The following is a 25,688-nucleotide window of genomic DNA, read 5'->3' on the forward strand; positions in this document are numbered from 1 at the left end:
AAATGTCTATCGAAAATGTAAAACAATATCTGAAACGTGTCGGTATGGAGCAAAGAATCATGGAGCTTGCCCAGTCCAGCGCCACAGTAGAAGAAGCGGCAAGCGCGATCGGCTGTCGGCCGTGCCAGATCGCCAAAACACTATCATTCTTAGCAGCGGAAAATCCTATCTTGATCGTCACGGCAGGAGACGCCAAAGTGGATAATAAAAAATATAAAAATATATTCCATGAAAAAGCAAAGATGATTCCCGCAGACCAGGTGGAAACTTATATCGGACACGCTCCTGGCGGAGTTTGCCCATTTGCGGTCCATCCCGGCGTTACCGTATATCTTGATCAGTCTCTCAGACGTTTTGAAAAAGTATACCCGGCGGCCGGCAACGGTCACAGTGCCGTAAGCCTGTCTTTGGAGGAACTGGAAACTTACTCCTGCTCTGCCGGCTGGATTGATGTGTGCAGGGGATGGTGTCTCGAGTCTGATACCAAAAACGATAACGTATAAGTAAAAATCTGTTGACACTATCAAATTTAATAGCCATCTTCCCGTCTGGGGGGAATGGTTATGTATAAAATAGGCATGAAAAAAGCCGGATGGTTTTCAGTCATTGATAACCATCCGGCTTTTACCTTTTAAGTTATGAGATTACATTCCTGCCTGAGCTGCAACTTCTGCTGCGAAATCGTCCACTTTCTTTTCGATTCCTTCGCCTGTTTCAAAACGTACAAATTTTTTCACTTTGACATTTGCACCATTTTCTTTTGCAACTTTTTCTACGTATTTAGCAACTGTAAGGTCGCTGTCCTGTACGTATACCTGATCTAACAGACAGTATTCTTTTAATTCTTTGTTCAGACGTCCGATGATCATCTTTTCGATGATATTGTCCGGTTTGTTCGGGTTTTCTTTCTTAGCCTGAGCAAGTAAGATTTCTTTTTCGTGATCCATAAATTCCTGAGAAACTTCATCACGGGAAACATACTTCGGAGACATAGCTGCAACCTGCATTGCCACGTTCTTTAAGCATGCTCTGATTTCATCGTTCACAACATCAGCTTCAGCTTCTACAAGAACACCGATTCTTCCGCCGCCGTGGATATATGCTACTACACATCCTTCAGATTCGATCTTTTCAAATCTTCTGATGCTTAACTTTTCTCCGATAACAGCGATTTTTTCTGTCAGTGCATCCTGTACTGTCTTGGATGTATCTGCCTTCCATGCTTCAGCCATGAAACCATCCATGTCTGTTGCCTTTGTATCGATTGCCTGTTCAACAACAGCGTCAACAAAGCTCTGGAATTCAGCATTTTTAGCAACAAAGTCTGTTTCAGAGTTTACTTCCACGATTGCTGCTACTTTGTCTTCTTTTACAGATGCTTTTACAAGACCTTCTGCTGCGATTCTTCCAGCTTTTTTCTCAGCTTTTGCCTGGCCGTTCTTTCTTAAGTATTCAACGGCTTCATCCATATTTCCGTTTGTTTCATTAAGAGCTTTTTTGCAGTCCATCATTCCTGCGCCTGTCATTTCTCTTAATTCTTTTACCATGCTTGCTGTAACTGCCATTTTGTTTTCCTCCTGAAATTGTCTTTCGAAATGGATTATTCTTCTACTGTTTCTTCAGCTTCTTCTGCAGTTTCTGCAACGTCTTCGCCTTCAAAAACTTCTTCGCCTGTTGTTCCCTGATTTGCTTCTACAACAGCGTCTGCCATCTTTGCAACGATCAGTTTTACTGCTCTGATAGCGTCGTCGTTACCCGGGATCACGTAATCAAGTTCTTCCGGATCACAGTTTGTATCAGCGATTCCAATCAACGGAATTCCAAGTGTGTGAGCTTCCTGAACGCAGATTCTTTCTTTCTTCGGATCTACTACGAAAATAGCATCCGGCAGTCTCTTCATGTTCTTGATTCCGCCAAGGTTCTTTTCCAGTTTTTCCCATTCTTTCTTTAATGCGATAACTTCTTTCTTCGGCAGTACTTCGAATGTTCCGTCTTCAGCCATTGTTTCGATTTCTTTCAGACGTTCGATTCTGCTCTGGATTGTCTTGAAGTTTGTAAGCATACCTCCAAGCCATCTTTCATTTACGTAAAACATTCCGCAGCGTTCTGCTTCTGTCTTGATCGCATCCTGAGCCTGTTTCTTTGTTCCTACAAAAAGAATTGTGCCGCCTTCTGCTGCGATATCAGCTACAGCCTGGTAAGCTTCATCTACTTTTCCAACGGATTTCTGTAAGTCGATGATATAGATTCCGTTTCTTTCTGTGTAGATGTACTCAGCCATCTTCGGGTTCCATCTTCTTGTCTGATGTCCAAAATGAACACCTGCTTCCAAAAGTTGTTTCATTGAAATAACGCTCATGTTTTTTCCTCCATAAATTTGGTTTTTTTCTTCCGCATGTTTCTGCCTTCCGGAGCCGGACGAACCTTTGGCACCGCCGGAAGTAACCGCATGCGTGTTTTTTTGCAACATTCGTAGTATAGCATATCCGCTCTTTTCTTGCAAGTATTTTACATAACTTTTCCAGAAAGAAAAGGCTCCGGAAATTTCCCGGAACCTTTTTTATTTCTTTTCTCTTTTACCAGTATCTTCTATACCATGGACTTCCGTACACAGCCGCCACTTTTACAACATCTCCTGGCTCTGGAGCATGGATCATCTGACCTCCGCCGATGTAGATTCCCACATGTCCGCTGTAACATACGACATCTCCCGGAAGCGGACTTGAAACCGCCTTCCCGCCAGATCCGATAGCCCCGGATTGTCTGGCGATATTTGTGATGCCTGCTGCATTGTGTGCGTATTTTACAAGACCGGAACAGTCAAGTCCGGATCCCGGTGTGTTGCCGCCCCATACATATGGAGTTCCAAGGCAGCTGTAAGCTGCATTTACAATCGCCTGTGCAACGCTTGTGTTTCCAGTATTGGAGCTTCCAGAATTGCCGGAATTACCAGTGTTGCCTGATCCTCCTGCATCCGGTCTGGAAGGAGTATTTCCTCCCGGATTGCTCGGTGTAGAGTCGCCATCATCTGAATTTCCCGGAGTCTGTTCCGTATTATCCTGACGCTGTTCTTCCTGACGTTTCTTTGCTTCCTCTTCCTCTTTCTTTTGCTGCTCTTCAGCGGCTTTTCGTACCGCTTCCTGGAGCTGCTGATTCAAGTCTGACACTTCTGCCTGTTTGCTCTGAATCGTTGCGTTCAGCTGTTCTTTTTCCTTCTCAAAGGAAGCCTGCATGGTCTCCATTTTCTTGAGATCATCTTCCAGCTGCTGTTTCAGCTTCTCGATTTTCTCTTTTGTATCTACGTACTCCTGCAGTTTTTCTCTGTCATACTTATGTACGGTCTCGATGTAGTCTGCTTTGTTCAGAAAATCCGCAATACTGCTGGATGTGAAGAGATCTTCCAGCGCTGACACATCTCCCTGCTCGTACATATATTTAATCCGAAGCTTCATTGCCTCGTACTGCTCTTTCTGCTGTTCTTCTGCTTTTGCCAGATCTTCTTTGGCCTGGATGACTTTTTCTCCTTTTGTGATCATCTGCTGTTCCAGATCAGCAATTTTTGTTACCATGCTCTGGAGCTGCTGCTGCAGAGATTTCACTTCCTGTTCTTTTTGCTCTTTCTGTGCCTGGATTTCATTTGTATTTGGTGCTGCGTAAACCGGTGTTACCAGCATGGAACTCGCCATCAATGCTATAACAAGTTTCTTTCCAAATTTGTTCATGTTCTTCTCTCCTGTCCTGAAATCAACATCCTTTATTTGTCTGCCCCGGTCACTTTCGTGCCGACTCGCTGCCTGAAAAAATGCCTGAATCTTTCTTTGCTTTTCAGGCATATTTTTCTCTCAGACCACATATCTTGTGGTTTGTTCTCATATTGCATAGTATATATCACCTTAAGAAAATTTGCAACATTTTTTAATATATTTGTAACATTTTTCTCATGCTCCACTATGCGGTCTATTGTTCCGGACTGTGGATTCCTTTTAAAAGAACAAATATTCCAGATGCAAGAGCCGCACAGGCAACCGTAATAATACCCATGCGGACAGGCGTCTTAAAGATCCAGAGATATCCGTCTGTCGCAGTCATGATCACGGACACGATATTTACTGTACAGTGCAACAGTACAGGGACCTTAAGTGTCGTCTGCTTTTCATACAGCCAGCACAACGCAAGTCCAAACACAAAACCATAGATTGCCTGTACTAGATTGGCGTGGACGAATCCAAAAATCAGAGACGAAATCACAGCCGCTTTTTTCCAGCTTGACATGTCTCGGACCCTTCTATAGATCACTCCTCGATAGAGGCATTCTTCCAAAATCGGCACAATAATCCCAAGACATATCAGCTGCGTTGCCAGCGGTGCAGAATACAGTGCTTCCGACGTCGTCTGGTAGCTCTGGCTGATGGCACGGATGTTGCTCAGGATCAGAAGATTGTTTACCACGATTCCAGCCGTAACCCCGAACCCTACCGTCAGAGGATAAATCTTAGCCGGTCCTTTCCACACATTTTCCTTGATTCCAGAAAATGCTCTCATTCGTTTGTCTTTCCGTATCATATAGATACAGATCGGCAGCATGATCAGAGCTCCTACTGCTGTGGTTTCCGTGGAAAAACGAAAAATGAACCGAAACGCTTCTTCCATAAAAGCCTGCAGTTTTGCCTCGCTTTCATAGGCTGCCAGAAGTTCGTTGGCATGTGCCACCATGTAAGATGCGGTAACAATAAACTGACATAAAAGCCCAATCCCCCAATAGATCAAAAGAGGCACGAGCACTCTTGTTATCGGATTGGAAGGTCTTCTGTAATATTGATAATTATCCATTTACTGTCTCCTCAAAAAAGCTTTTAATATCTTCTGGACGTCCCTGGAGTGATCCCTGTATCATTTCCGGTTTCCCTCCGCCTCGTCCGTGAAATCTTTCATTGAGTTTCTTACCAATTTCCCTCACATCTTTCTCCCTGCTGCCGACAACATACTGCCACCCTTCTCCCTTTTGGAGAAAGACACCGCACACCGTCACATGATTCTCCAATACTTGGTTCATCAGTTCCCGTATGCCTGTCCCATCCAGATCTTTTTCAAACAGACAGGCAAGTTTCTGACCTGCCGGCACTTCAGCTGCTTTGTATGTGATGAGCTTTCTCTGGAGAGACAAAACCTCGCTCTTTTGTCTTTCCATATCATCTTTGAGTTTCTGTACTGCTTCCGGCAGTTCCCACTCTTTTGCCGACAAAAGCTTGGAGATTTCTTTCATGTCTTTTTCTCTCTTTTCATGATCACAAAGAGCACGGTTTCCGCTTACCATCGTTACTCGGACACCGCCTTTATAATTCATAAGTCCGATAACTTTGATCTGCCCAATCTCCCCGGTCCTTTTAAGATGAGGTGCACAGCATGCACAAGTATCATATCCGGGAATCTGTATGATCCGTACCTGTCCTTCAATCTCAATCTTACTTCTGTATTCAAAATTTTTCAGTTCCTCCCTTGATGGGCAAAGGACATTTACTTCAATATTTTTGTATACAGCCTCGTTGGCTCTTTTTTCGATTTCCTCCATCTCTTCTTTTGTGACCGGACCGCTGAAATCCATTGTGCATATTTCGTCACTCAGATGGAATCCTACATTCTGATACCCAAAAATAGAATGGGCAAGCCCGGACAAAATATGCTCCGCTGTATGCTGCTGCATTCTCGAAAATCGGATCTCCCAGTCTATCTTACCTGTGACAGCCGCTCCTTCCTGCAGAGGCTCTGAAGTATAATGGATGACGTCGCCGTCCTTTTCCTGCGTGTCCGACACACGGACGCCGCTGATTTCTCCGACATCACCGTACTGTCCGCCCCCTTCCGGGAAAAAAGCCGTCCTGTCAAGAACGACTTCATATCCTTTTTCAGGAACCGGACGGCAGGACAAAACCCTGGCATCAAATTCTTTCCGATATGCATCTTCATAAAAAAGCTTCTCGGTCATATGCTACATCCTTTCCGGCGCTTCAAATCCCAAAAGATCAATGGATGTTTCCAAAATTTCTTTCACAAGAGATAAGAGTGCGATAAATCCGGACTTTCTGTCTTCGTCTTCTTCGCCCAGAATCCTTGTCTCATGATAAAAGCGATTAAATGTGTTGGCAAGATCATATACATAAGCGCAGATCTTATGCGGTGCAAGTTCTTCCACCACCGTATCAAACACCCCGTTGAATTTCGCAGCTTCCAGCATCAGCGCCTTTTCTGCCTCCCCGTCTGGGACACGTATCTTAGCTGTCTCCACAACACCGCCATTTTCTTTATATTTGTTTAAGATCGACTTGATCCTGACAATAGTATACAAGATGTACGGACCTGTATTTCCTTCAAAAGAAGCAAATTTGTCAAGGTCAAAGATATAGTCTTTTGCAGCCTGGTTGGAAAGGTCTCCGTATTTCAGCGCAGCGAGTCCGACAAGCTTTGCTGTCTCTTCTGCTTCTTCCGGTGCCACTGTCCTGTTTTCCGTAATCTTTGTGAGCATCTCATCATTGATCCCCTGGATCAGATCTGCCAGGCGCATAACACCGCCCTCTCTTGTCTTAAACGGTTTTCCGTCTTTTCCGTTCATTGTTCCGAAGCCAATGAACGTAAGTTTTGTGTTTTCCGGAACAATCCCTGTTTTTTTCGCACAACGGAATACCTGCACAAAATGCAGTTCCTGTCTTTTATCTACCACATAGATGACTTCGTCCGGCTTATATAACTCTTCTCTTTCCACTAGCGTTGCAAGGTCAGTCGTATCATAAAGCGCAGCGCCGTCTGACTTGAGGATCATGCATGGCGGAATCTCTTTCGTGTCTGATTCTTCTTTGACATCCACAACAAGCGCTCCTTGATCGATATGTGCAAAGCCTTTTTCTTTCATCATCTCTACCATATCCGGGATATACGGCTGAGCATCTGCCTCCCCTTTCCAGAGGTCAAATGTCACATTCAGATTTCCATAATTTTTCTTGAGATCGGAAACAGAAACATTCATGATATGGCGCCACAGTGCGCGGTAGCCTCTTCTTCCATTCTGAAGTTCGAATGTCGCGTTCAGTGCTTCTGCCTTATAGTCTTCATGCTCTTTTGCATATCCGCTCGCATACGGGTAAATTTCTTCCAGGTCTCCAATGGTAAACGGAGCTTCCTGCGGATACTCTCCTTCAAAATTTTCATCAAAATAAGGAAGATCCGGCTTACGCTTTCCAAGCTCTGTGATGACAAGCCCCATCTGGTATCCCCAGTCACCGAGATGCACATCTCCGATGACATCGTGACCCTTAAACCGGATGATCCTCTTTAAGCTTTCCCCGATCACGGCTGACCGCAGATGTCCCACATGGAGCGGCTTTGCCACATTGGCCCCGCCGAAATCCAGGATCACTTTTTTCTTTTCTTTTGTCTCATCTACCCCCAGCTTCTCCTCGTTTTTCATAGCTTGAGCAAACTCCGCAAGAAAAGCCTCATTTACTACCATATTAATAAAACCAGGGTTAACTGCTTCGACTGATTTCAACACATGACTTTCTTTTAAATGTGCTGTCACATCGTTTGCGATCATGATCGGTGCTTTCCGGTATGTTTTTGCCAGTGCCATCGCACCATTGCACTGATATTCGCACAAATCCGGGCGATTAGACAGTGTCACTTTTGCATAGCTTCCGTCATAACCTGCTTTCTCAAATGCAGCCTTTACTTCTTCTTCAAGAAATTCTGCCAGTTTTTTCATTTTTATCGCTTCCCCTTTATCTGTGAATTCATTTTTACTGTAAAAATCTGCGCTTTTGCGCATGGCAATACAACGTATGTTTCTTTATTTTAGCACATGCATTTCCGTCCAACAACAAAATTTTTATTTCCTCTTGCTTTTTTCCCTTTTCTCTTTTAAAATCAATAATGATTCTTATTTTTAACAAGAAAGGAAAATACAAATGACTACACCGATACATTCTTTACCAATCCTTGGTTCCCATGTTGGAATGAGCGGAAAAGAGATGCTTCTCGGCTCCGCAAAAGAAGCAGTGTCCTATCGCGCTGATACATTCATGTTCTATACCGGAGCCCCGCAAAATACCCGCCGCAAGGCAATCAGCGAACTGAGGATACCGGAGGCATGGGATTATATGAAAGCCAACGGTATTTCCGATATCATTGTGCACGCTCCTTACATCATCAACCTGGGAAACTCCATAAAACCGGAGACATTTCAGCTTGCGGTAGAATTTCTTTCCCTGGAGATCCAGCGGACCCACGCCTGCCGAAGCCACATATTGATTCTCCATCCAGGATCCCACGTCGGTGCCGGACAAAAAGAGGGAATCCGCCAAGTCGTAAAAGGACTCAATGAGGTATTATCTGCCGACACTCCATGTCACATCGCCCTGGAAACAATGTCCGGCAAAGGCTCTGAGCTTGGCTGTACTTTTGAGGAACTGGCACAGATTTACGACGGTGTCGTGCACAACGACAAACTCCGCGTCTGTTTTGACACATGCCATGTAAATGACAGCGGTTACGATGTCGTGCATGATTTCGACGGTGTGATCGATCAATTTGACCGTCTCCTTGGGAAAGACCAGATTTCAGTCTTCCATATCAATGACAGCAAAAACCCGCTGGCTGCCCGGAAAGACCGCCATGCAAATATAGGATTCGGCGAAATCGGATTTGACGCTCTTTCCCATATCGTACATCATCCGGATTTTATGCATGTTCCGAAAATCCTTGAGACACCTTACGTCCCGCATCCAAAAAATCCAAAAAAGACATTTCCTCCTTACAAGCACGAAATCGAAATGCTGCGCAATAATGTGTTCCGCCCAGATATACAATCTGAGATCATTGGACTGTAGCCTCCGCTTCCTCTTTCTTTTTATACAAACGAATTTTTCATACAACGAAAAACCGCAGGCCACAAGACCTGCGGTTTTACACACCTAGGCGGATTCGAACCGCCGCACCCGCCTCCGGAGGGCGGTGCTCTATCCCCTGAGCTATAGGTGTATGCTGCGTATTGTTGAACGCGTAGATTATAATACCATATAATTCTCTCAATGTAAAGCGCAAATATCCGACATTTTTTTTATTTTTAGATTGAAATTCTCTTTCCCTTTCTGTATGATATATTACAAATGGCCGCGTGTCGTGCGCAGCACTACTATATCTGATAAGGAAGGAACAAAACTATGAAGCTTCTGAAAGAACGCATTTTGAAAGACGGAGTGGTAAAGCCTGGCAACGTATTGAAAGTTGACAGTTTTCTGAATCATCAGATGGATATCGATCTGATCAATGAGATTGGAAAAGAATTCCGCAGGCTTTTCCCTTCTGACAAGATTACAAAAATCCTTACGATCGAGGCATCCGGTATCGGCATCGCCTGTATCGCAGCCCAGTACTTCCATGTTCCGGTGGTATTTGCCAAAAAGGCCCAGAGCATCAATATCGACGGCGAAGTGTATCACTCCAAAGTCGAATCCTTTACTCACAAACGTACTTATGACGTCATCCTGTCCAAAAAGTTTCTTGGGCCGGAAGACCGCGTCCTGATCATCGATGATTTCCTTGCAAATGGATGCGCTCTCCTGGGACTGATTTCTCTTGTCAATGACGCAGGCGCCGCCATAGAAGGAGCAGGTATCGTAATCGAAAAGGGCTTCCAGTCCGGCGGCCAAAAAATACGTGATCTTGGAATTCATCTTGAATCTCTTGCGATTGTCGACTCTATGACGGACACTTCTTTAACTTTTGCCGAATAGCTTCATTTCCATTGCCACACAGGTCGTGCTGCCTGCTTCTTTTGCAGGCACACGTAAATGTATGGCTTTCTTTTTTCTGTTATTCTACTCAAAAACTCCCGCTTCCAGGAGAACCTTTACTCTTCCTCCACATACAAGTCCTTCTTCCGCAGCGTCTTTATTATTCAGATCTGCATGAAGGATTTCTGTTTCTTTCCCGCTTTTGAGCATATTTTGGGCCGCTTCTTTCACATCCGCTTCCAGCTTTCCTCCGCCGATGGTTCCGAATGTGTTCTCTGACTCTGACACGATAAAATGCGTCCCTTCTTTACGCGGGGCTGAACCCTTTCTTTCCAAAATGGTGGCCAGAATAAACTTTTCTTTCTTTTCCAGCTTTTGGCATGCCCGGTCAAATACTTCATGTCCTTCTTTCCGTCCGCATCCAAGCCGTGTCCGTTCAGATAAAATTTCTGCAAGAACAGAAACAGCGATTTCTTCCGGGGTCTGAGCGCCAATTTCAAGACCGATAGGTGCATGCAGATTCCTGATCCACTCTGCCTCCACTCCCTGGTTTTCCAGTTCTTTTCCCATCATGGCCGCTCTTGTCCGACTCCCCATCATTCCAACATAGTATGCTTTTTTCCCTGCGATGGCAGTCAGACATCTCTGATCGTAAGCATGTCCTCTTGTCACGACAACAAAAGCAGTATTTTTTTCTTCCGGCAGGTCACGGACTGCCTCTTCAAAAGGCCGGCAGATAACGAGATCTGCTCCCGCTTCCCTGGCCTTTTCAGCAAAATAATCTCTATCCTCTATGACGATGGTCCGAATCCCGGTAAGAACGCACAGCCGCGCAAGGGCATATCCAACATATCCTGCACCGCAGATGACAACCCGGTCTTTCTTTTCTGCTGCCTCCAGAAATACTTCGCTCCCGACGTCCCCCCTGCAAAGAGCTGTCCCGTTTCTTTCTGCCTCTGCTTTCCATATCTCCCATTTTTTACTCGGAAGCTGTTCGTCTGTTTCCAACACTGTCTTCCGACATGTCCCTTCCGCTTCCATTATGCTTACAATCCACCCTCCGTCTTTTTCATACAGTCCTTTTATTTTTTGCAATATTTCTCTATTCAGCATAAGCATACTCCCATATATAAAACGGCAAGCCGCTTTTTCTCATCTTTTCTTTCATCTTAGGAAATTTTCTCATAAAAGTTATTCCCTCTCCCGGACGCATCCCACTCAGCACTGCCCGTTTCCTTTTGGTCTGCCCTTTCAGGATGCCTTCAGGATGCAAATATAATTTCGCAAGATCCTCTGCCGTAATTTTTTCATCCGGATCTTTCAGAAACCATGCAGCACATTCTTCCGGGCGGTGCGCTGCTTCAAGAAAGGTACGCCCTATGGCACGTCCATTCAAAATCCCGATCTGTACATCGATCCAGCTTGGAACTGCCGGCTCGTATTCCCTCGGTACTTTGATCCATTTCCCTGCAGATCCGTCTGCCTCCACGCAGAGACGGATCCCCTGTTTTCTCATATAACCGAACACTTCTTCCGGCGCTTCAGAAATTTTTCCATTTTGAAGATCCACCCCCAATGTCCAGAGTCTTGGCTTTGGACTCTTTCTCTCCTTGAGAATCATATGGACAATCTTATCCAGATCTGTTTCTTCATTCCATGGAATAAAATCCCTGTTTGGTTTTCTCATTTTTGTCGTTGTGACAGCCAGCGCCGGAATCCCTTCTTTCAGGAACTCTTCCACACATGTGTAAACTGCTGTCGTCTTTCCTCCTGCCCCGGTAAACGCGATACTTTGCGCATCCAGGATATTTAGTTCCCGCAGCATCGTTCCTCCCAGTTTGTAATAGCTTTCCAAATAGCTTTTCCAAGCTTTTCAGCTTTATCCGATATCCTAAAACAGCGTTCCCTATCGTCCATACGGGGTTCTATATCCATAATCTTGAGTCCCTTGACAACCGGATAGTTTTCGTGGATCGCACCCCTCAGATATCCGGAAATCGGTGCCGTGATCTCTGTATTTCCAACCTTGGCAATCACTTCCCCTTTATGAACAGGATCCCCTACCCGATAAAAATACCGGATCGTTCCGGATGCAGGCGCATGTATAACCCTTTCCTTTCCGTATCCCTCGATAAGCCCCGGAACGCCGGTATTGGCAAGAGCCCGCCCTTCTTCATAGACATGGGCAAGCGTATCTCCCCGCATCGTTTCTACCACAAGATCCACATCATTTCCTGCTGTAAATCCTGGTCCAAGGCCGATAGTAAGCGGCGCCATATCTCGTTTTGTCCCAATATTTTTCTTTGCCAAAATGGCATCGATCACTACCATTGGACGAACCCATTCAAGACAAGTGCATTCTGGATCAATCAGCACCGGAATTTCCTTGTCTGACCAGATTTTTTTTACTTCTTCCTCTGCCGCAGCAAGCCGTCCTGTGACACCCTGTACCGTACACACTCCCTCGTATATCGCCTGGCAGAACGCCACCTGTCTTCGGATACAGGCCGGCCTTTCCACATCCAGCATCAAGATCCTGTATCCCGCCTGATAGAGTACATAGCCAACACCACTTGCCAGGTCTCCTGCACCGCGAATCACAATCGTCCTTTCCTCGTCCATATCCCAGATTTCCTCCTTTTCTGCCGGATAGAAGTAGACATCCTCCATATGGCTGCGAAGCACCTTCTTTCCTCCTGTATCCCCTGTTAGAGACAATAATTCCGGAACATATTTTCCCCCGAACACACAGGGATTTTTCGGGCCCTTGAAAAACAGACAGCCGATTCCCTTTTTACTTTCAAGGAATCCTTCTACCATGTTTTCTACAGTCCTTCTTTTCAAAAACGGCTGATCTGCCGTACAAAAACACACGGCATCCTGCGGTTTCCATTCCGGAAGTCCGCACAGTGTATGAAGTGCCAGAAAAACAGAATAAGAAATTCCCTTTTCCGGATTTTCATTGACAACCCTTATCCCGGTATAGTCTGCTTTCTCTGTATTTTCCCCACAAACAAGTATCTGATACCCCATCCATTCTTTTTTCATCTGCTCCATTTTAAAAAGCAGGCTGGGAAGGAGTTTCCTCCCGCCCACCTGCTCAGACAGCTTGTCTTTCTTACCATAGCGCAGGCTTCTGCCCGCCGCCAGAATGATCAAATGTACTTTCATGACTGTTTCTTCATTTCCCTGTAAACTTTTTCCGCCGTAATAGGAAGCTCCCGGATACGGACGCCTACAGCATTTTCTACTGCCGCTGCGATAGCCGGAGACGGAGTATTGATCACGATCTCTCCTATGGACTTGGCTCCAAACGGTCCAGTCGGCTCGTAGCTGCTTTCGAATTCCACCCGGATGTCTCCGGTATCCATTCTTGTCGGTATTTTGTACTGCATAAAGGAATTGCTGAAATTTTTTCCTTTTTCATTATATACAACATCTTCGTAAAGCGCCATGCCGATTCCTTGCACAAGACCGCCTTCTGTCTGTACTCTTGCGAGACTTGGGTTGACAACCGTTCCGCAGTCTACAACTGCCACGTAATCGATCGGCGTCACTGCGCCTGTTTCTTTGTCGACTTCCACTTCGGCCATCCCAACCATAAACGGCGGAGGAGAAATCGGAGAAAAATGTGCTTCAGATGCAAAAAGCGCCTCTTCATTCCTGCACATAACCTGGTTTCCGATATCTTTCAGAGAAATCTCGCTTCCATCTTCCGGACACCAGACTTTCTTTCCATCAAACTCTACTTCGTCAACATTGTGTCCCAGATACTCTGCGCCTTTCATCCGAATTTTCTCTTTGAGCTTTTCGCATGTCTTTATAACTGCCATTCCCGTCACATACGTCGTGCTGGAAGCGTAAGATCCTGTATCATATGGGGAGCTATCCGTGTCAACACCGGACACAATGATATCTTCCATCTCACATTCCATGCAGTCTGCTGCCATCTGTGCAAGAATGGTGTCACATCCGGTTCCCATGTCGGATGCCCCTATCATCAAACTGTAAAATCCATCATCATTAACTTTCATAGCCACAGAAGCGGTATCCACGTTGGAAATACCAGACCCCTGCATTGCCATAGCTACGCCGACTCCTCTGACTTTCCCGTTCCCCATATCTCTGGACGGATATTTTTCATCCCATCCAAATAACTGTTTCGCATGTTCCATACAGCGGTCAAGCGCACAGCTGTTGGCTGTCTCGCCGTAATAGGCCGGCATTACCTGCCCTTCTTTGACCATATTTTTTTCCCGCAGCGCCACCGGATCCATATGCATCTTTAAAGCCAGTTCATTGACTGCTGATTCCACCGCAAAAATCCCCTGAGTGGCACCATAACCACGGTAAGCTCCTGCGGACATCACGTTCGTGTAAACAACGTCGTAGACAAAACGGAAAGCATCTGTCTTTCCGTAGAGCGGAATGGACTTGTGCCCGGAAAGCCCTACGGTTGTCGGTCCATGTTCTCCGAAAGCGCCAGTATTTGACAGTGTATATACATCGATAGCCCGGATAATGCCGTCTTTGTCCGCGCCGACTCGGACTTTGATCTCCATCTCATGCCGAGGAGAGGATGCTGTCTGGGATTCTTCCCTTGTGAAAATGATCTTTGCAGGACGTCCTGTCTTAAGCGTCACGAGGGCAGGATACACTTCCGACACACTTGACTGTTTCGCTCCGAATCCTCCGCCGATCCTTGGTTTGACTACCCGAATCTTAGATTTCGGTATACCAAGAGCGTTGGAGAGGATCCTTCTGACATGGAACGTAACCTGAGTCGAAGATACGACGTTCAACCGTCCATAAACATCCATGTATGTATATGTACGGAATGTTTCCATCATAGCCTGCTGGTTGGCTTTCGTGTGATACGTCTCCTCCACCACATAGTCGCATTCTGCCAGCACGGCATCTACATCTCCGTCCTCTTCCTTCCCGCTGGCGCACAGATTCCTCTTGTTATCTGCGCCCACTGGACAGAGGCTTCTCCAATTGTCCTCCGGATGGACAAGGATCTCATTGTCTTTTGCCTTTCTGAAATCCAGAAGCGGTGTCAGCACTTCGTAATCCACTTTGATCATTCTGAGTGCTTTTTCCGCTGCTTCCTTTGTCTCAGCAGCCACAATGGCAGCCGCGTCTCCGACAAAGCGCACCCTCCGATCAAGAATCAACCTGTCATATGGACTTGGCTCCGGATATGTTTGCCCTGCCATCGTAAAGCGCTGATCTGGACAATCTTCGTATGTCAGTATACAAACAACGCCCGGCACCTTCATCGCCCTGGATGTATCGATACTTTTGATCATCGCATGTGCGTGCGGACTTCTCAGTATTTTTACGATAAGACAGTCCTTTGGTGCAATATCATCCGTATACACCGCTTTCCCTGTTACCAATGCCTGTGAATCTACTTTCGGTATTGCCTGGCTTACTTTTTTCATGCCCTTATCCTCTACTTTCTCTCAGATACTTTTCAACTGCACGCATTTGTCCAACATATCCGGTACATCTGCACAGATTTCCGGCCAGATACTCCCGAATCTCTTCCTTTTCAGGGATCCGTCCATCGCGGCAGAGTTCCTTTTCCATGGCAAGGACGTTCATAATAAATCCCGGGGAACAAAATCCACACTGTTCTGCCCCTTCTTTTGCCAGAAATGCTCCAAACCTCGCCGCCTCTTCCTGAAGTCCTTCCATCGTTGTGACCGCATGGTTTTCCATACGTGCCGCAGGAACGGAACAGGAAAGCATTGGTTTTCCGTCTACCCACACTGTACAAAGCCCGCAGTTCGTCGTCTCGCATCCGCACTTCACGCTGTAGCATCCAAGTCTTCTGAGAACATCAAATAAAAGTTCCCCGGCCTCGATCTCTGCCGTAACCGGTTTTCCATTCAGCTCAAAACGTAATTCCATCTATGCATCCCTCTCTTTCAAAGCATTTATGGCGCGTCTGATCAGCACTTCTGCCAGATGCTCCCTGTACTCGCTGCTTCCTCTCATGTTGCTGCCATAAGAAAAGCGTCGATATGCATCTTTCATCTCTTCTTCCGTTCCTTCGATGCAGGAAGCCCTCATTGGTCTGGCGCCTATGGAAACCCGGTATACCCTGTCTTTTTCTGACACTGCACATGCAAGAATCGGGAAATCTGTGCTGCTCATTCTCTCAGAAAAATAAACTGCACGTCTTTTATCCTTACGGACAATGATCTCTTCCAGGATGTCGCGATCCCGTTCCATTTCGACAAATTCCGCCAGAGGAACAATTCCCCTTTTATATAATTTTACACTTGTGTCCAGGGCAAGAAGCGCTGTAAGGATGTCTGAAAAACCGAATCTGCCAAAGACACTTCCTCCGACCGTAGCTCCATTTCGGAACTGTACTCCCACAATATGTCTTGTACATTCTTCAAATACCCCTGCAAAAGCAGAATTCAGCCCTTCATGCTGTTCCAACTGACGCAGAGTACACATACAGCCAATCCGGAATTGCTCCTCTTCTTCCACGATCTTGTCCATGCCAAGCCCGGACAGGTCGATCAATGTACCGACATTTCCTTTGCTCATCCGAACCCACATCATTCCGCCGATCACACGGTTTGCACGCTTTTGATTCAGCTCATACGCTTCTTCCACCGTGGCCGGTTTCACATAGTTCCTTACTGTTATCAAAATGCTTCTCCTCCTGTACATAAGAAATTACCCATAGTTCATTTTATTTTAACATAGATTTTGCATAATATCTATATCAAAAACTTCTTTTTTCTCTCTCTGAAAATAATATACTCTATCCGACAACCATTCTTCCTTTGCTACATCTGTCCGATTGATGCTGTATACTGCCTCTTTCAGAGCACCGGCAGAAGGGCTTTTGCTCTCCGGCACAAGAATCATCTCATGCACACTGCTTGGCAAAATATAAAAACTTTCTTTCCAGATATCGGAAATCTTCTCAAGAACACCCGGATAGATCACTACAGATGCCCCATAATTTCTCTGTATATTTGTCAATACAAACAAATTTCCCCGGAAACGCTCATCCTTTTTTACTTCCTGAGGTGTCAGAAATTCTTTCAGCATCTCGTGGATATCTTTGATTTCCGGCGGTAGAAGCCTTGGCGTGTTGACCTTTGCATACTGCCATATATCCTCTTCCTGGATTCCCCATTTTTTCAGATGTTCCCGTGTAATAAGCATGGAGATGGCATGATACTTGCGCGCGTCAAACAGCACATAGAAAATCACTGCAAGATCCTGAAAGGAATAACTTGGTACTTCCCTCAAAAGATCCGTGTTCCGCTCTCTGTTTACAAGGCGAAAAACTATTCGGTTCTTCATTTCCCTGAAGTCCGAAAGCTTCTCCGCCTCCATGACCGGATCCGGCACCTTCTTGACATGATCATAAAATATCTCCAACTCCTCGATGATTTCTTCGATCTCTTCTCCTTCATTGTACCTTCGGAAATAATCTTCCATATAAATAACTGGCGAGATATTTCCATTATAACTTTGAAATAAAAATCCTCTCCTCATTTCCCCATTATTTTTGACTGCGTGAAAATCCTGTACATCAACTTTTCCATACAGTTTCTTTTTTATACTCTCTTTTACTTCCGCTAAAAATGACTGATATTCCATCAAAGGCTCCTTCCGGCCTGTCGGAATGGGATGCGGTATTTCTCCGCAGAGAACTTTTCAGATTTGAATTTGATTTGGTATGGATTTATTATACTGCTTCTCTTTCCATTTTTCAAGGACAAAGTGAGTAAGCTCCATGCATAGAAAAAGCCCCGAAAAACGGGGCTTTTGACTTTTCTTATACTCTTGATAAATATTCTCCAGTACGTGTATCGATCTTCAGTACGTCTCCTTCGTTTACAAACAGCGGAACCATAACTGTAGCACCTGTCTCAACTGTAGCCGGCTTGGTAGCTCCTGTAGCTGTATCTCCTTTTACGCCTGGCTCTGTTTCTGTTACCGCAAGTTCTGCAAATAACGGTGGTTCTACTGCGAACACTTCTCCCTGGTAAGAACAGATCTTTACCTCTTCGTTTTCTTTTACAAATTTCAGTGCATCGCCGATCGTCTCTTCATTCAGCGCGATCTGATCGAATGTCTCTCCATCCATAAAGTGGTACAGATCTCCATCTGAATACAGATACTGCATGGACTTTCTCTCTATATGAGCTTTCGGGAATTTTTCTGTCGGACGAAATGTCTTTTCAACAACTCCTCCATTCATAACGTTTTTCAGTTTTGTTCTCACAAACGCTGCACCTTTACCTGGTTTCACATGCTGGAACTCCAAAATCTGGTATACTGTTCCTTCGATTTCAACGGTTAAACCGTTTCTAAATTCGCCTGCTGAAATCATGTTAAATCCTCCTTAAACGAATACAAAGTGCATTCTTTCTTATTTTCTTAATCTTTTCATTAGTTATTATTTTATATGATTCCTGTCAGTTTTTCAACTGTAAGTTACTATTTTCCTTCAGAATCTTCCAAATTTTCTCTCTTTGTGCACCTTTAGCCGGCAAAACGATGCAGCATTTGACGCAATATTCCAACCTCCAGCTGCCCAGGTGCAGAAGCTTGTCCAATACATCCAAACGTGACGGAAGAGCCATAAAACTCTCCGCAAACCCGGCTTATGACGCCCATATCTCCCATAGACATCGTAACGACCGGTGTCTCATCGTGAAAGATCTGCATCTCCCACGTGGCATCCAGAAGCTTTTTTACATCTTCTTTTTTCTTTGGCATTACCGCAATTTTTGCAATATCCGCCCCAAGATTCTGCATTTTTGTGAGCCGTTTCACGATTTCGTCCTTTTCCGGCGTCTTTTCAAAATCATGGTTTGACATAAGAAGTTTTGTACCATGTGTCAAACACTCTTTGCAAAGCAGATCCACGTGGTTTTCGCCTTTGAAAAGTTCAATATCCACGAGATCTGCCTGCCGTGTCCGAATAACATCCAGATTGAGTCGGATATAAGCATCCGTCTCAAGTTCTGCGCTGCCGCCTTCTTCTTTCGTCCGGAAGGTAAAAAGCAACGGAATGGATCCAAGGATTTTTCTCAGTTCTCTCAGCACTTCTTCCACCGCATTTGTTTCGGAAATGCCTTCAAAAAAGTCTGCCCTCCATTCTGCCAGATCTACCCTTTCTTCAGCCGCTCTTCTGGCCGATTCCAAGATGTCCTCTTTGTTTCCTCCCATAACCGGCACACAGATTTTCGGGATTCCTTCCCCAATCACTGTATTTCTAATCTCTACTGTCCTCACCGTCTGCTCCTTATCTTATTTTTTCTGCTCTTTTTTATAAAAGTGCAAAACAATTTTTTCCAGATACCGCTTCAGCACAATCTGGATCTCTTCTTTCGGATGTATGGGTCTGACAAGGATATTGCGGATTCCTGCCCTTTTCGCCCCCCACACGTCGGTAAAGAGCTGATCTCCGACAAAAAGTGTGGAGGACTTGTCCGTTCCCATGAGTTCCATGGCCTTTTCATAATTCTTGACCGATGGTTTGTGTGCATTGAAAATATAATGCACCCCGATTTCTTTATTGAACATTTTTACGCGCGGCTCCTGATTATTAGAAAGCAGACAGCAGTCAAATCCCATGTCTTTTAATCTTTTAAACAATTTTTTTGCTCTCTCATCTGCAGGAGCACCGTGAGGAACCAATGTGTTGTCGATATCAAATATAATTCCTCTGTATCCCTCGCTGTACAGCGCTTCGAATGGAATGATGTAAGTAGATGCGATGTACTCATCCGGAAAAAATGTTTTTAACATACTTTTTCCTCCGCTTTTTTCACAAGCGCTTCCACTTCCTCTTGCTCCGGCATAGAGCGGATCGCTCCCTTCCGCGTCGTAATGATGGACGCTGCTGCATTGGCAAAGGTCAGCATCCTTCCAAGATCTTCATCGGTAAGGTCATCCATCCCGTGCTCTACGATAAAATTCAGCGCACTGCCGCAGAATGTGTCTCCTGCGCCTGTTGTTTCGACCGGTTTGCAGACAAATCCAGGCTTCTCTACCTTACGGCCTTTGTAGTAAGCACGACTTCCGTCTTTTCCCATGGTAAGAAGGATCAGTGGTATGCGGTATGTCTCATAAAGCCAATGGATCCCCTCATCGTAGTCTTCTTTTCCGGATATAAATTGGATTTCGTTGTCTGAAATTTTCAAAATATCGCAATACCCGAATCCGTATTTCATCTGCTCTTTTGCATCATCCAGAGATGTCCAAAGCGGCGGACGAAGATTCGGGTCAAATGAAATCAGCATCCCTGCTTCCTTCGCGATCCGCAGTGCTTTCTTTGTAGCTTTTCTCACTCCTTCATCTGTCATGGAAAGAGTTCCGAAATGAAAGATCTTTCCTTTTTTCAGGAATTCCGGGTCAATCTCTTCCTCCGTAAGCATCATATCCGCTCCCGGATTTCGATAAAAGGAGAAATCTCGATCTCCGTTTTCAAATGTATGTACAAACGCCAATGTTGTATGCACATCTGCGTCCATATACAAGCAGTCCGTATTGATTCCTGCATCCTTCAGTGTATGTTTCAAAAGTTCTCCAAACTGATCTTTTCCTACTTTTCCGATAAATGCAGTCTTCTTTCCAAGTTTTCCAAGCATTGCCAATACGTTGCACGGCGCACCGCCCGGGCACGCCTCAAACAATCCGTTTCCTTGTCCGCTTTTTCCATTCATCGTGAAATCGATCAAAAGTTCGCCCATGGCAATTACATCGTATTGTTTTTCCATTGATGATTCCTCCATCTTGTTTTCTACTTTTTATCATACAGATTTTACTTCATATTTTCAAGAACTTTTCCTACATCGGAGCGAAACTCGTCCCACTTCTCCGGATAATCCACAAAATATTTCGGACAGATTTTCCCTGTGACATCATAATGTCGGATGAGGTCTTCTTCTGATAAATCAAATTTCATGCAGAGCCAGGCTGATAAATGAACAAGAGACTGATAGGTTGCATCGTTGAATTTTCCTGTTTCGTCCAAATGGCAGCACTCAATAGATACGGTATCCTTATTTCGGTCATTAGAAGCATACGCAACCTCCCATGTAGGAATACACTGTACGATCTCCCCATCAAGCCCTACCACAAAATGGCTGCTTGCCTTTGTGAGATGCGTATCCTTCAATCCGTCAAAGTAATCCCTGTTCTGCTGTGCCGTCGATCCAGGATTTGCAGTGTAGTGAATCACAATATTTTTTATCCGTTCTGTTTTTGTCTGTGGTCTGGAGTAAGAATTCGGCGTGATCAGATCCACTTCCATCTGTGGTCTGTGTGCATCGATTCCTTCCACTTCTATATATGCATTGGAAAAAAATCCCGTATGAACCAACTTCATACCTCCAAGTAAAACCGTAAGTGCGACGAGAAATATAAGTCCTATCCTTACAGGATTTCTCCTTTTTGCCGCTTTTCTCCTGTATGTTCTTCTTTTGTTTCTCATTGTTTCCTCCCCTTCTTCTTTGATGACATCTTCTATTATAGCTGGACATGCAAATTTTGTTTTAAAATAATGTGGAAAAATTCTGTCTTTTTTCTTAATTTTTACCGTCACGGGAGGCTATGCAAAAAAGCGCCTGCCAGCAGTATCTATCCTGCTTACAGCGCTCTTATCAAATGCAAAACGGGCAGCTCCTTACGGAACTGCCCGATAAAAATCTTATTCGTCCACGCTGTAGTTCGGCGCTTCTTTTGTGATATGAATATCGTGTGGGTGGCTTTCTTTCAGTGAAGCTGCTGTGATCTTTACAAAACGTCCGTTCTGCTTCAACTCTTCCACTGTAGGGGTTCCACAATATCCCATTCCGGCTCTCAGACCACCCATGAGCTGGAATACCGTGTCTTCCACAGTTCCTTTATATGCCACGCGGCCTTCTACACCTTCCGGAACAAGTTTCTTTGCATCTGCCTGGAAATAGCGGTCTTTGCTTCCGTTTTCCATAGCTGCAATGGATCCCATTCCGCGGTAAACTTTGTATTTTCTTCCCTGATACAGTTCGAATGTTCCCGGGCTTTCATCACATCCTGCAAAGATACTTCCCATCATGCAGACATTCGCACCTGCGGCGATGGCTTTCGTCATATCTCCAGAGTATTTGATACCTCCGTCGGCGATAATCGGAATACCATACTCTTTTGCCACTTCATAACAGTCCATAACAGCTGTTACCTGAGGAACACCGATTCCGGCAACGACACGTGTTGTACAGATAGATCCCGGTCCGATTCCCACTTTGACTGCATCCACTCCTGCCTCAATCAAAGCACGTGTTGCTTCTCCTGTCGCAACATTTCCGGCGATAACCTGAAGATCCGGGAATTTTTCCTTGATCATCTTTACTGAACGAATCACGTTTGCGGAATGTCCATGTGCTGAGTCAAGGACAACAACATCTACTTTTGCATTGACAAGCGCTTCTACTCTTTCCAGGCAATTCGCAGTGATTCCTACTGCTGCACCACAGAGCAGACGTCCCTGCTCGTCCTTTGCAGAAAGCGGATATTTGATCTGTTTTTCGATATCTTTGATCGTGATAAGTCCTTTGAGGTTAAAATCCTTATCTACGATCGGAAGCTTTTCTTTTCTTGCCTTTGCAAGAATATTCTTTGCTTCTTCCAGTGTGATTCCTTCCGGGGCAGTGATCAGCCCTTCTGAAGTCATGGATTCTTTTATTTTCTTCGTAAAATCTGTCTCAAATTTCAAATCCCGGTTTGTGATGATCCCGACAAGCTTTCCATTCTCTGTAATCGGTACACCGGAAATACGGAATTTCCCCATCAGCTCATTTGCATCTTCCAGCGTATTCTCCGGAGAAAGATAAAATGGATCCGTGATAACCCCATTTTCAGAACGCTTTACCTTGTCTACTTCTTCCGCCTGCGCTTCGATGGACATATTTTTGTGGATGATACCAATCCCACCCTGACGTGCCATTGCAATCGCCATTCTGTGCTCTGTAACGGTATCCATACCAGCACTCATCATCGGAATATTCAGCTTGATCTTCTTTGTCAAGTACGTTGTCAAATCGACCTGATTCGGAATCACTTCCGAATACGCAGGTACTAAAAGTACATCGTCAAATGTAATGCCTTCTCCAATAATTTTACCCATGACTTCTTAATTCCTCTCTTTCTCTGACTGTTCCTTTTTTAGTTTGAAACTTATGATACAAAAAAATTGATGTCATGTCAATATTTTTATGAAATACTAGAGAATAACTTTTCTAGGTGCCAGCATCCTCATTCCCTCGAGAATGACCTGTTCCGGCTCAAATATCACTTTTGTCTGCTGTCCGTTTTTGGCAATGACCATCACGTAACATCTGGCATTTGGCATCTGAGAACTAAAATCGAGCACTTTGGCATTGCGATACTGATTGAGCTCCCCTGCCCCCATCGGTGCAAGCAGTTCCAATTCTGAGATGTTCATGGAGAAAATTCTTTTTCTCTTCTGTTTTCCCATGATTTTGTCGATATCCAGATCCCCGTTGACATACAGATACTCATACTCCAGATCCAGTCTACGGAACATGAAGTAATCAAGGACAATCAGCAGCACCGGAACGATCAGCAGAAACGGCATCAAAGGTACGATCAGAAACGACATTACTGTGACTGCCACAAGGAGCGATTTGATCATAATGTCCTTCCCGCTTGTTTTTTTCTTTACCAACTGTTCTGTATAGTAGTCACTCATATTCTTTTCCTCCACTTTTTTTATTCGTAAACAGTATACCACATTCTATATAAAAAAGAAAACTCCTCTTAAGAGGAGTTTTCAAAAATTTCATGATTATTTAGGATTTCGAAAGGATTACATCATTCCCATACCCGGGTTGGCCGGCATAGCTGGTGCATCTTCTTTGATGTTCGCTACAACAGACTCTGTCGTCAAAAGTGTAGATGCTACGCTTGTTGCATTCTGAAGTGCACTTCTTGTTACTTTTGCCGGGTCGAGAATACCAGCTTCTACCATATCTACATATTCTTCTTTGTATGCATCGAAACCAATTCCCGGTTCAGATTCTCTTACTTTATTGATGATAACAGAACCTTCCAGTCCTGCATTTGCAGCAATCCTGAAGAGCGGAGCTTCGAGAGCTTTCAGTATAATGGATGCCCCTGTCTTTTCATCGCCTTCCAGGCTTGCAACGAGTTTTTCCAGTGCTTTTGTAGCGTGAACATATGCAGAACCGCCTCCTGCGATGATTCCTTCTTCCACTGCCGCTCTCGTTGCTGCCAGTGCATCCTCCATACGGAGTTTTGCTTCTTTCATCTCTGTTTCTGTAGCTGCACCTACACGGATCACTGCCACACCGCCTGCCAGTTTTGCAAGTCTTTCCTGAAGTTTTTCTCTGTCGAAGTCAGATGTCGTTTCTTCGATCTGAGCTTTAATCTGGGCAACACGTGCCTCGATATCTGCTTTTTCTCCCATACCATCGACGATCGTTGTGTTCTCTTTCTGTACTTTTACAGATTTTGCACGTCCAAGCTGATCAAGTGTTGTTTCTTTAAGATCCAGTCCCAGTTCCTCAGAAATAACCTGGCCGCCTGTAAGGATTGCAATATCGCGGAGCATTTCTTTTCTTCTGTCGCCATATCCCGGTGCCTTCACAGCAACGACATTGAATGTGCCGCGCAGCTTGTTTACGATCAATGTAGTCAGTGCTTCTCCTTCTACGTCTTCTGCAATGATAAGGAGACGGGCACCTGCCTGTACAACTTGTTCCAGAAGCGGAAGAAGTTCCTGGATATTAGAAATCTTTTTATCTGTAATCAGGATATACGGATCTTCCAAATTTGCTTCCATTTTATCCATATCTGTAGCCATGTATGCAGAAATATATCCACGGTCGAACTGCATACCTTCTACAAGATCCAGCTCTGTCTTCATTGTCTTTGATTCTTCGATTGTGATGACACCGTCATTTGACACTTTTTCCATCGCGTCAGCTACCATGTTTCCTACTTCGTCATCGCTGGAAGATACTGCTGCAACTCTTGCGATCTGAGCTTTGTCTTTCACTTTGCTGCTCATCTTGGCAATCTCTTCTACTGCCATGTCCGTAGCTTTCTTCATTCCTTTTCTGAGGACGATCGGGTTGGCTCCTGCTGCAAGATTTCTCATTCCTTCATGAACCATAGCCTGCGCCAGCACAGTTGCTGTCGTCGTACCGTCTCCAGCCACATCATTTGTCTTGGAAGCAACTTCGCGAATCAGCTGTGCTCCCATGTTTTCAAATGCATCTTCCAGTTCGATTTCTTTTGCGATCGTAACACCATCATTTGTGATAAGCGGTGCTCCAAATGATTTGTCAAGCACGACATTTCTTCCTTTTGGTCCTAATGTAACCCGAACTGTATCAGCAAGTTTATTTACACCAGCTTCCAGTGCTGCTCTGGCCTCTGCTCCGTATTTAATTTCTTTTGCCATTTCAAATCCCTCCATTTAAATCTATTTTAATGATACATATTTTAACCTTGTTGGTATATCATTTCCTATTCGATGATGGCAAGAATATCACTCTGTCTTACAATGATATATTCCACATCGTCTAATTCCACTTCTGTCCCCGCGTATTTTGAATAGATTACTTTATCTCCAACAGAAACTTTCATCTCCACTTCCTTGCCGTCTACCAGACCGCCCGGTCCAACTGCAACAACTTCTGCCTGCTGCGGTTTTTCCTTATTCTGTCCCGGCAGAACGATCCCGGATTTGGTTGTCTCTTCTGCTTCCATCTGTTTTAAAACAACTCTGTCGCTTAATGGTACTAATTTCATGATTGTTCCTCCTTCATTGTCTATCCATTTATCAGCACTCGTTGTACTAGAGTGCTAAAACACTCTAGTAATAAA

Annotated in this window: 25 protein-coding genes and 1 tRNA gene; 3 read left to right on the forward strand and 23 right to left on the reverse strand. The window is 44.8% G+C overall.

Annotation, left to right across the window (positions count from 1 at the left end; all coding sequences use genetic code 11):
• The first annotated feature begins 2 nt into the window (after positions 1-2).
• The gene (locus tag FLB61_RS00140) at positions 3-503 is read left to right on the forward strand and encodes a YbaK/EbsC family protein (protein ID WP_221919095.1); all 501 of its coding nucleotides are present in this window, start codon (positions 3-5) and stop codon (positions 501-503) included.
• A 141-nt stretch (positions 504-644) separates the two neighbouring features.
• On the opposite strand, the gene tsf is transcribed toward FLB61_RS00140, so the two are convergent.
• From tsf to argS, 6 genes are all read right to left on the reverse strand, one after another.
• On the reverse strand, positions 645-1,565 hold the full coding sequence (tsf, locus tag FLB61_RS00145) for a translation elongation factor Ts (protein ID WP_087199655.1): 921 nt from the start codon (positions 1,563-1,565) through the stop codon (positions 645-647).
• A 35-nt stretch (positions 1,566-1,600) separates the two neighbouring features.
• A complete protein-coding gene (gene rpsB / locus FLB61_RS00150; protein WP_087199653.1) occupies positions 1,601-2,359 on the reverse strand; it encodes a 30S ribosomal protein S2 in 759 nt (252 codons plus the stop codon).
• 217 nt (positions 2,360-2,576) lie between these two features.
• Positions 2,577-3,722: a C40 family peptidase gene (locus FLB61_RS00155; protein WP_087199754.1), complete on the reverse strand. Its 1,146-nt coding sequence runs from the start codon at positions 3,720-3,722 to the stop codon at positions 2,577-2,579.
• 235 nt (positions 3,723-3,957) lie between these two features.
• Positions 3,958-4,830, reverse strand: a complete 873-nt coding sequence (locus tag FLB61_RS00160; protein ID WP_087211219.1) for a CPBP family intramembrane glutamic endopeptidase — start codon at positions 4,828-4,830, stop codon at positions 3,958-3,960.
• Positions 4,823-5,983 carry an alanyl-tRNA editing protein gene (locus tag FLB61_RS00165; RefSeq protein WP_221919096.1) on the reverse strand — a complete coding sequence of 387 codons (1,161 nt, stop codon included), beginning with the start codon at positions 5,981-5,983 and terminating at the stop codon, positions 4,823-4,825. The genes FLB61_RS00160 and FLB61_RS00165 overlap by 8 nt, the downstream gene beginning before the upstream one ends.
• Before the next feature lie 3 nt (positions 5,984-5,986).
• The gene (argS, locus tag FLB61_RS00170; protein WP_221919097.1) at positions 5,987-7,753 is read right to left on the reverse strand and encodes an arginine--tRNA ligase; all 1,767 of its coding nucleotides are present in this window, start codon (positions 7,751-7,753) and stop codon (positions 5,987-5,989) included.
• A 202-nt stretch (positions 7,754-7,955) separates the two neighbouring features.
• On the opposite strand from argS, the gene FLB61_RS00175 reads away from it, so the two are divergent.
• The gene (locus tag FLB61_RS00175; RefSeq protein ID WP_221919098.1) at positions 7,956-8,876 is read left to right on the forward strand and encodes a deoxyribonuclease IV; all 921 of its coding nucleotides are present in this window, start codon (positions 7,956-7,958) and stop codon (positions 8,874-8,876) included.
• 79 nt (positions 8,877-8,955) lie between these two features.
• On the opposite strand, the gene FLB61_RS00180 is transcribed toward FLB61_RS00175, so the two are convergent.
• Positions 8,956-9,027, reverse strand: a tRNA-Arg gene (locus FLB61_RS00180).
• A gap of 182 nt (positions 9,028-9,209) precedes the next feature.
• Between FLB61_RS00180 and FLB61_RS00185 the strand changes: the two genes are divergently transcribed.
• Entirely contained in the window at positions 9,210-9,782 is a 573-nt protein-coding gene (locus FLB61_RS00185; RefSeq protein ID WP_087211209.1) for a xanthine phosphoribosyltransferase, read from the forward strand.
• Positions 9,783-9,866: 84 nt separating this feature from the next.
• On the opposite strand, the gene FLB61_RS00190 is transcribed toward FLB61_RS00185, so the two are convergent.
• The 16 genes from FLB61_RS00190 to FLB61_RS00265 all read right to left on the reverse strand — a co-directional run bounded on the left by FLB61_RS00190 (position 9,867) and on the right by FLB61_RS00265 (position 25,613).
• On the reverse strand, positions 9,867-10,895 hold the full coding sequence (locus FLB61_RS00190; protein ID WP_221919099.1) for an XdhC family protein: 1,029 nt from the start codon (positions 10,893-10,895) through the stop codon (positions 9,867-9,869).
• Positions 10,885-11,607 carry a selenium cofactor biosynthesis protein YqeC gene (gene yqeC, locus FLB61_RS00195; protein WP_087199640.1) on the reverse strand — a complete coding sequence of 241 codons (723 nt, stop codon included), beginning with the start codon at positions 11,605-11,607 and terminating at the stop codon, positions 10,885-10,887. Before yqeC ends, FLB61_RS00190 begins: the two co-directional genes overlap by 11 nt.
• Positions 11,592-12,953, reverse strand: a complete 1,362-nt coding sequence (gene yqeB, locus FLB61_RS00200; RefSeq protein ID WP_087199638.1) for a selenium-dependent molybdenum cofactor biosynthesis protein YqeB — start codon at positions 12,951-12,953, stop codon at positions 11,592-11,594. Before yqeB ends, yqeC begins: the two co-directional genes overlap by 16 nt.
• Positions 12,950-15,229, reverse strand: coding sequence for a xanthine dehydrogenase family protein molybdopterin-binding subunit (locus FLB61_RS00205; RefSeq protein WP_221919100.1), 2,280 nt, complete (start codon positions 15,227-15,229; stop codon positions 12,950-12,952). The genes yqeB and FLB61_RS00205 overlap by 4 nt, the downstream gene beginning before the upstream one ends.
• A gap of 4 nt (positions 15,230-15,233) precedes the next feature.
• Entirely contained in the window at positions 15,234-15,701 is a 468-nt protein-coding gene (locus tag FLB61_RS00210) for a (2Fe-2S)-binding protein (protein WP_221919101.1), read from the reverse strand.
• A complete protein-coding gene (locus FLB61_RS00215) occupies positions 15,702-16,457 on the reverse strand; it encodes an FAD binding domain-containing protein (protein ID WP_221919102.1) in 756 nt (251 codons plus the stop codon). It lies immediately after the preceding gene.
• Between the two features lie 48 nt (positions 16,458-16,505).
• Entirely contained in the window at positions 16,506-17,423 is a 918-nt protein-coding gene (locus FLB61_RS00220) for a DUF5688 family protein (RefSeq protein ID WP_087211201.1), read from the reverse strand.
• Positions 17,424-17,601: 178 nt separating this feature from the next.
• The gene (efp, locus tag FLB61_RS00225; protein ID WP_087199630.1) at positions 17,602-18,159 is read right to left on the reverse strand and encodes an elongation factor P; all 558 of its coding nucleotides are present in this window, start codon (positions 18,157-18,159) and stop codon (positions 17,602-17,604) included.
• A gap of 152 nt (positions 18,160-18,311) precedes the next feature.
• Positions 18,312-19,067 carry a type I 3-dehydroquinate dehydratase gene (gene aroD, locus FLB61_RS00230; protein ID WP_221919103.1) on the reverse strand — a complete coding sequence of 252 codons (756 nt, stop codon included), beginning with the start codon at positions 19,065-19,067 and terminating at the stop codon, positions 18,312-18,314.
• Positions 19,068-19,082: 15 nt separating this feature from the next.
• Positions 19,083-19,583: a YqeG family HAD IIIA-type phosphatase gene (locus tag FLB61_RS00235; protein ID WP_087199626.1), complete on the reverse strand. Its 501-nt coding sequence runs from the start codon at positions 19,581-19,583 to the stop codon at positions 19,083-19,085.
• A complete protein-coding gene (locus tag FLB61_RS00240) occupies positions 19,577-20,554 on the reverse strand; it encodes a carbohydrate kinase family protein (RefSeq protein WP_087199624.1) in 978 nt (325 codons plus the stop codon). Before FLB61_RS00240 ends, FLB61_RS00235 begins: the two co-directional genes overlap by 7 nt.
• Before the next feature lie 44 nt (positions 20,555-20,598).
• Positions 20,599-21,270 carry a peptidoglycan recognition protein family protein gene (locus FLB61_RS00245; RefSeq protein WP_087211232.1) on the reverse strand — a complete coding sequence of 224 codons (672 nt, stop codon included), beginning with the start codon at positions 21,268-21,270 and terminating at the stop codon, positions 20,599-20,601.
• 216 nt (positions 21,271-21,486) lie between these two features.
• Positions 21,487-22,941: an IMP dehydrogenase gene (guaB, locus tag FLB61_RS00250; RefSeq protein ID WP_087211193.1), complete on the reverse strand. Its 1,455-nt coding sequence runs from the start codon at positions 22,939-22,941 to the stop codon at positions 21,487-21,489.
• 96 nt (positions 22,942-23,037) lie between these two features.
• Entirely contained in the window at positions 23,038-23,526 is a 489-nt protein-coding gene (locus FLB61_RS00255) for a DUF6106 family protein (RefSeq protein WP_087199619.1), read from the reverse strand.
• A 117-nt stretch (positions 23,527-23,643) separates the two neighbouring features.
• Entirely contained in the window at positions 23,644-25,263 is a 1,620-nt protein-coding gene (gene groL / locus FLB61_RS00260) for a chaperonin GroEL (protein ID WP_087199617.1), read from the reverse strand.
• Positions 25,264-25,328: 65 nt separating this feature from the next.
• Positions 25,329-25,613 carry a co-chaperone GroES gene (locus tag FLB61_RS00265; RefSeq protein ID WP_087199615.1) on the reverse strand — a complete coding sequence of 95 codons (285 nt, stop codon included), beginning with the start codon at positions 25,611-25,613 and terminating at the stop codon, positions 25,329-25,331.
• Between the last annotated feature and the right edge of the window lie 75 nt (positions 25,614-25,688).

It is taken from the genome of Sellimonas caecigallum (assembly GCF_019754295.1).
GTDB lineage: Bacteria > Bacillota > Clostridia > Lachnospirales > Lachnospiraceae > Sellimonas > Sellimonas caecigallum.

Bases quoted from the DNA above. Each gene is read 5' to 3' on its own strand.
- argS (WP_221919097.1), bottom strand. From the start codon at position 7,753: ATGAAAAAACTGGCAGAATTTCTTGAAGAAGAAGTAAAGGCTGCATTT.
- FLB61_RS00175 (WP_221919098.1), top strand. From the start codon at position 7,956: ATGACTACACCGATACATTCTTTACCAATCCTTGGTTCCCATGTTGGA.
- FLB61_RS00240 (WP_087199624.1), bottom strand. From the start codon at position 20,554: ATGGAAAAACAATACGATGTAATTGCCATGGGCGAACTTTTGATCGAT.
- yqeC (WP_087199640.1), bottom strand. From the start codon at position 11,607: ATGCTGCGGGAACTAAATATCCTGGATGCGCAAAGTATCGCGTTTACC.
- FLB61_RS00220 (WP_087211201.1), bottom strand. From the start codon at position 17,423: ATGGAATATCAGTCATTTTTAGCGGAAGTAAAAGAGAGTATAAAAAAG.
- FLB61_RS00235 (WP_087199626.1), bottom strand. From the start codon at position 19,583: ATGTTAAAAACATTTTTTCCGGATGAGTACATCGCATCTACTTACATC.
- efp (WP_087199630.1), bottom strand. From the start codon at position 18,159: ATGATTTCAGCAGGCGAATTTAGAAACGGTTTAACCGTTGAAATCGAA.
- FLB61_RS00205 (WP_221919100.1), bottom strand. From the start codon at position 15,229: ATGAAAAAAGTAAGCCAGGCAATACCGAAAGTAGATTCACAGGCATTG.
- FLB61_RS00255 (WP_087199619.1), bottom strand. From the start codon at position 23,526: ATGAGTGACTACTATACAGAACAGTTGGTAAAGAAAAAAACAAGCGGG.
- guaB (WP_087211193.1), bottom strand. From the start codon at position 22,941: ATGGGTAAAATTATTGGAGAAGGCATTACATTTGACGATGTACTTTTA.
- FLB61_RS00160 (WP_087211219.1), bottom strand. From the start codon at position 4,830: ATGGATAATTATCAATATTACAGAAGACCTTCCAATCCGATAACAAGA.
- FLB61_RS00210 (WP_221919101.1), bottom strand. From the start codon at position 15,701: ATGGAATTACGTTTTGAGCTGAATGGAAAACCGGTTACGGCAGAGATC.
- FLB61_RS00245 (WP_087211232.1), bottom strand. From the start codon at position 21,270: ATGAGAAACAAAAGAAGAACATACAGGAGAAAAGCGGCAAAAAGGAGA.
- groL (WP_087199617.1), bottom strand. From the start codon at position 25,263: ATGGCAAAAGAAATTAAATACGGAGCAGAGGCCAGAGCAGCACTGGAA.
- FLB61_RS00190 (WP_221919099.1), bottom strand. From the start codon at position 10,895: ATGCTGAATAGAGAAATATTGCAAAAAATAAAAGGACTGTATGAAAAA.
- FLB61_RS00155 (WP_087199754.1), bottom strand. From the start codon at position 3,722: ATGAACAAATTTGGAAAGAAACTTGTTATAGCATTGATGGCGAGTTCC.
- FLB61_RS00165 (WP_221919096.1), bottom strand. From the start codon at position 5,983: ATGACCGAGAAGCTTTTTTATGAAGATGCATATCGGAAAGAATTTGAT.
- yqeB (WP_087199638.1), bottom strand. From the start codon at position 12,953: ATGAAAGTACATTTGATCATTCTGGCGGCGGGCAGAAGCCTGCGCTAT.
- FLB61_RS00265 (WP_087199615.1), bottom strand. From the start codon at position 25,613: ATGAAATTAGTACCATTAAGCGACAGAGTTGTTTTAAAACAGATGGAA.
- rpsB (WP_087199653.1), bottom strand. From the start codon at position 2,359: ATGAGCGTTATTTCAATGAAACAACTTTTGGAAGCAGGTGTTCATTTT.
- FLB61_RS00185 (WP_087211209.1), top strand. From the start codon at position 9,210: ATGAAGCTTCTGAAAGAACGCATTTTGAAAGACGGAGTGGTAAAGCCT.
- FLB61_RS00140 (WP_221919095.1), top strand. From the start codon at position 3: ATGTCTATCGAAAATGTAAAACAATATCTGAAACGTGTCGGTATGGAG.
- tsf (WP_087199655.1), bottom strand. From the start codon at position 1,565: ATGGCAGTTACAGCAAGCATGGTAAAAGAATTAAGAGAAATGACAGGC.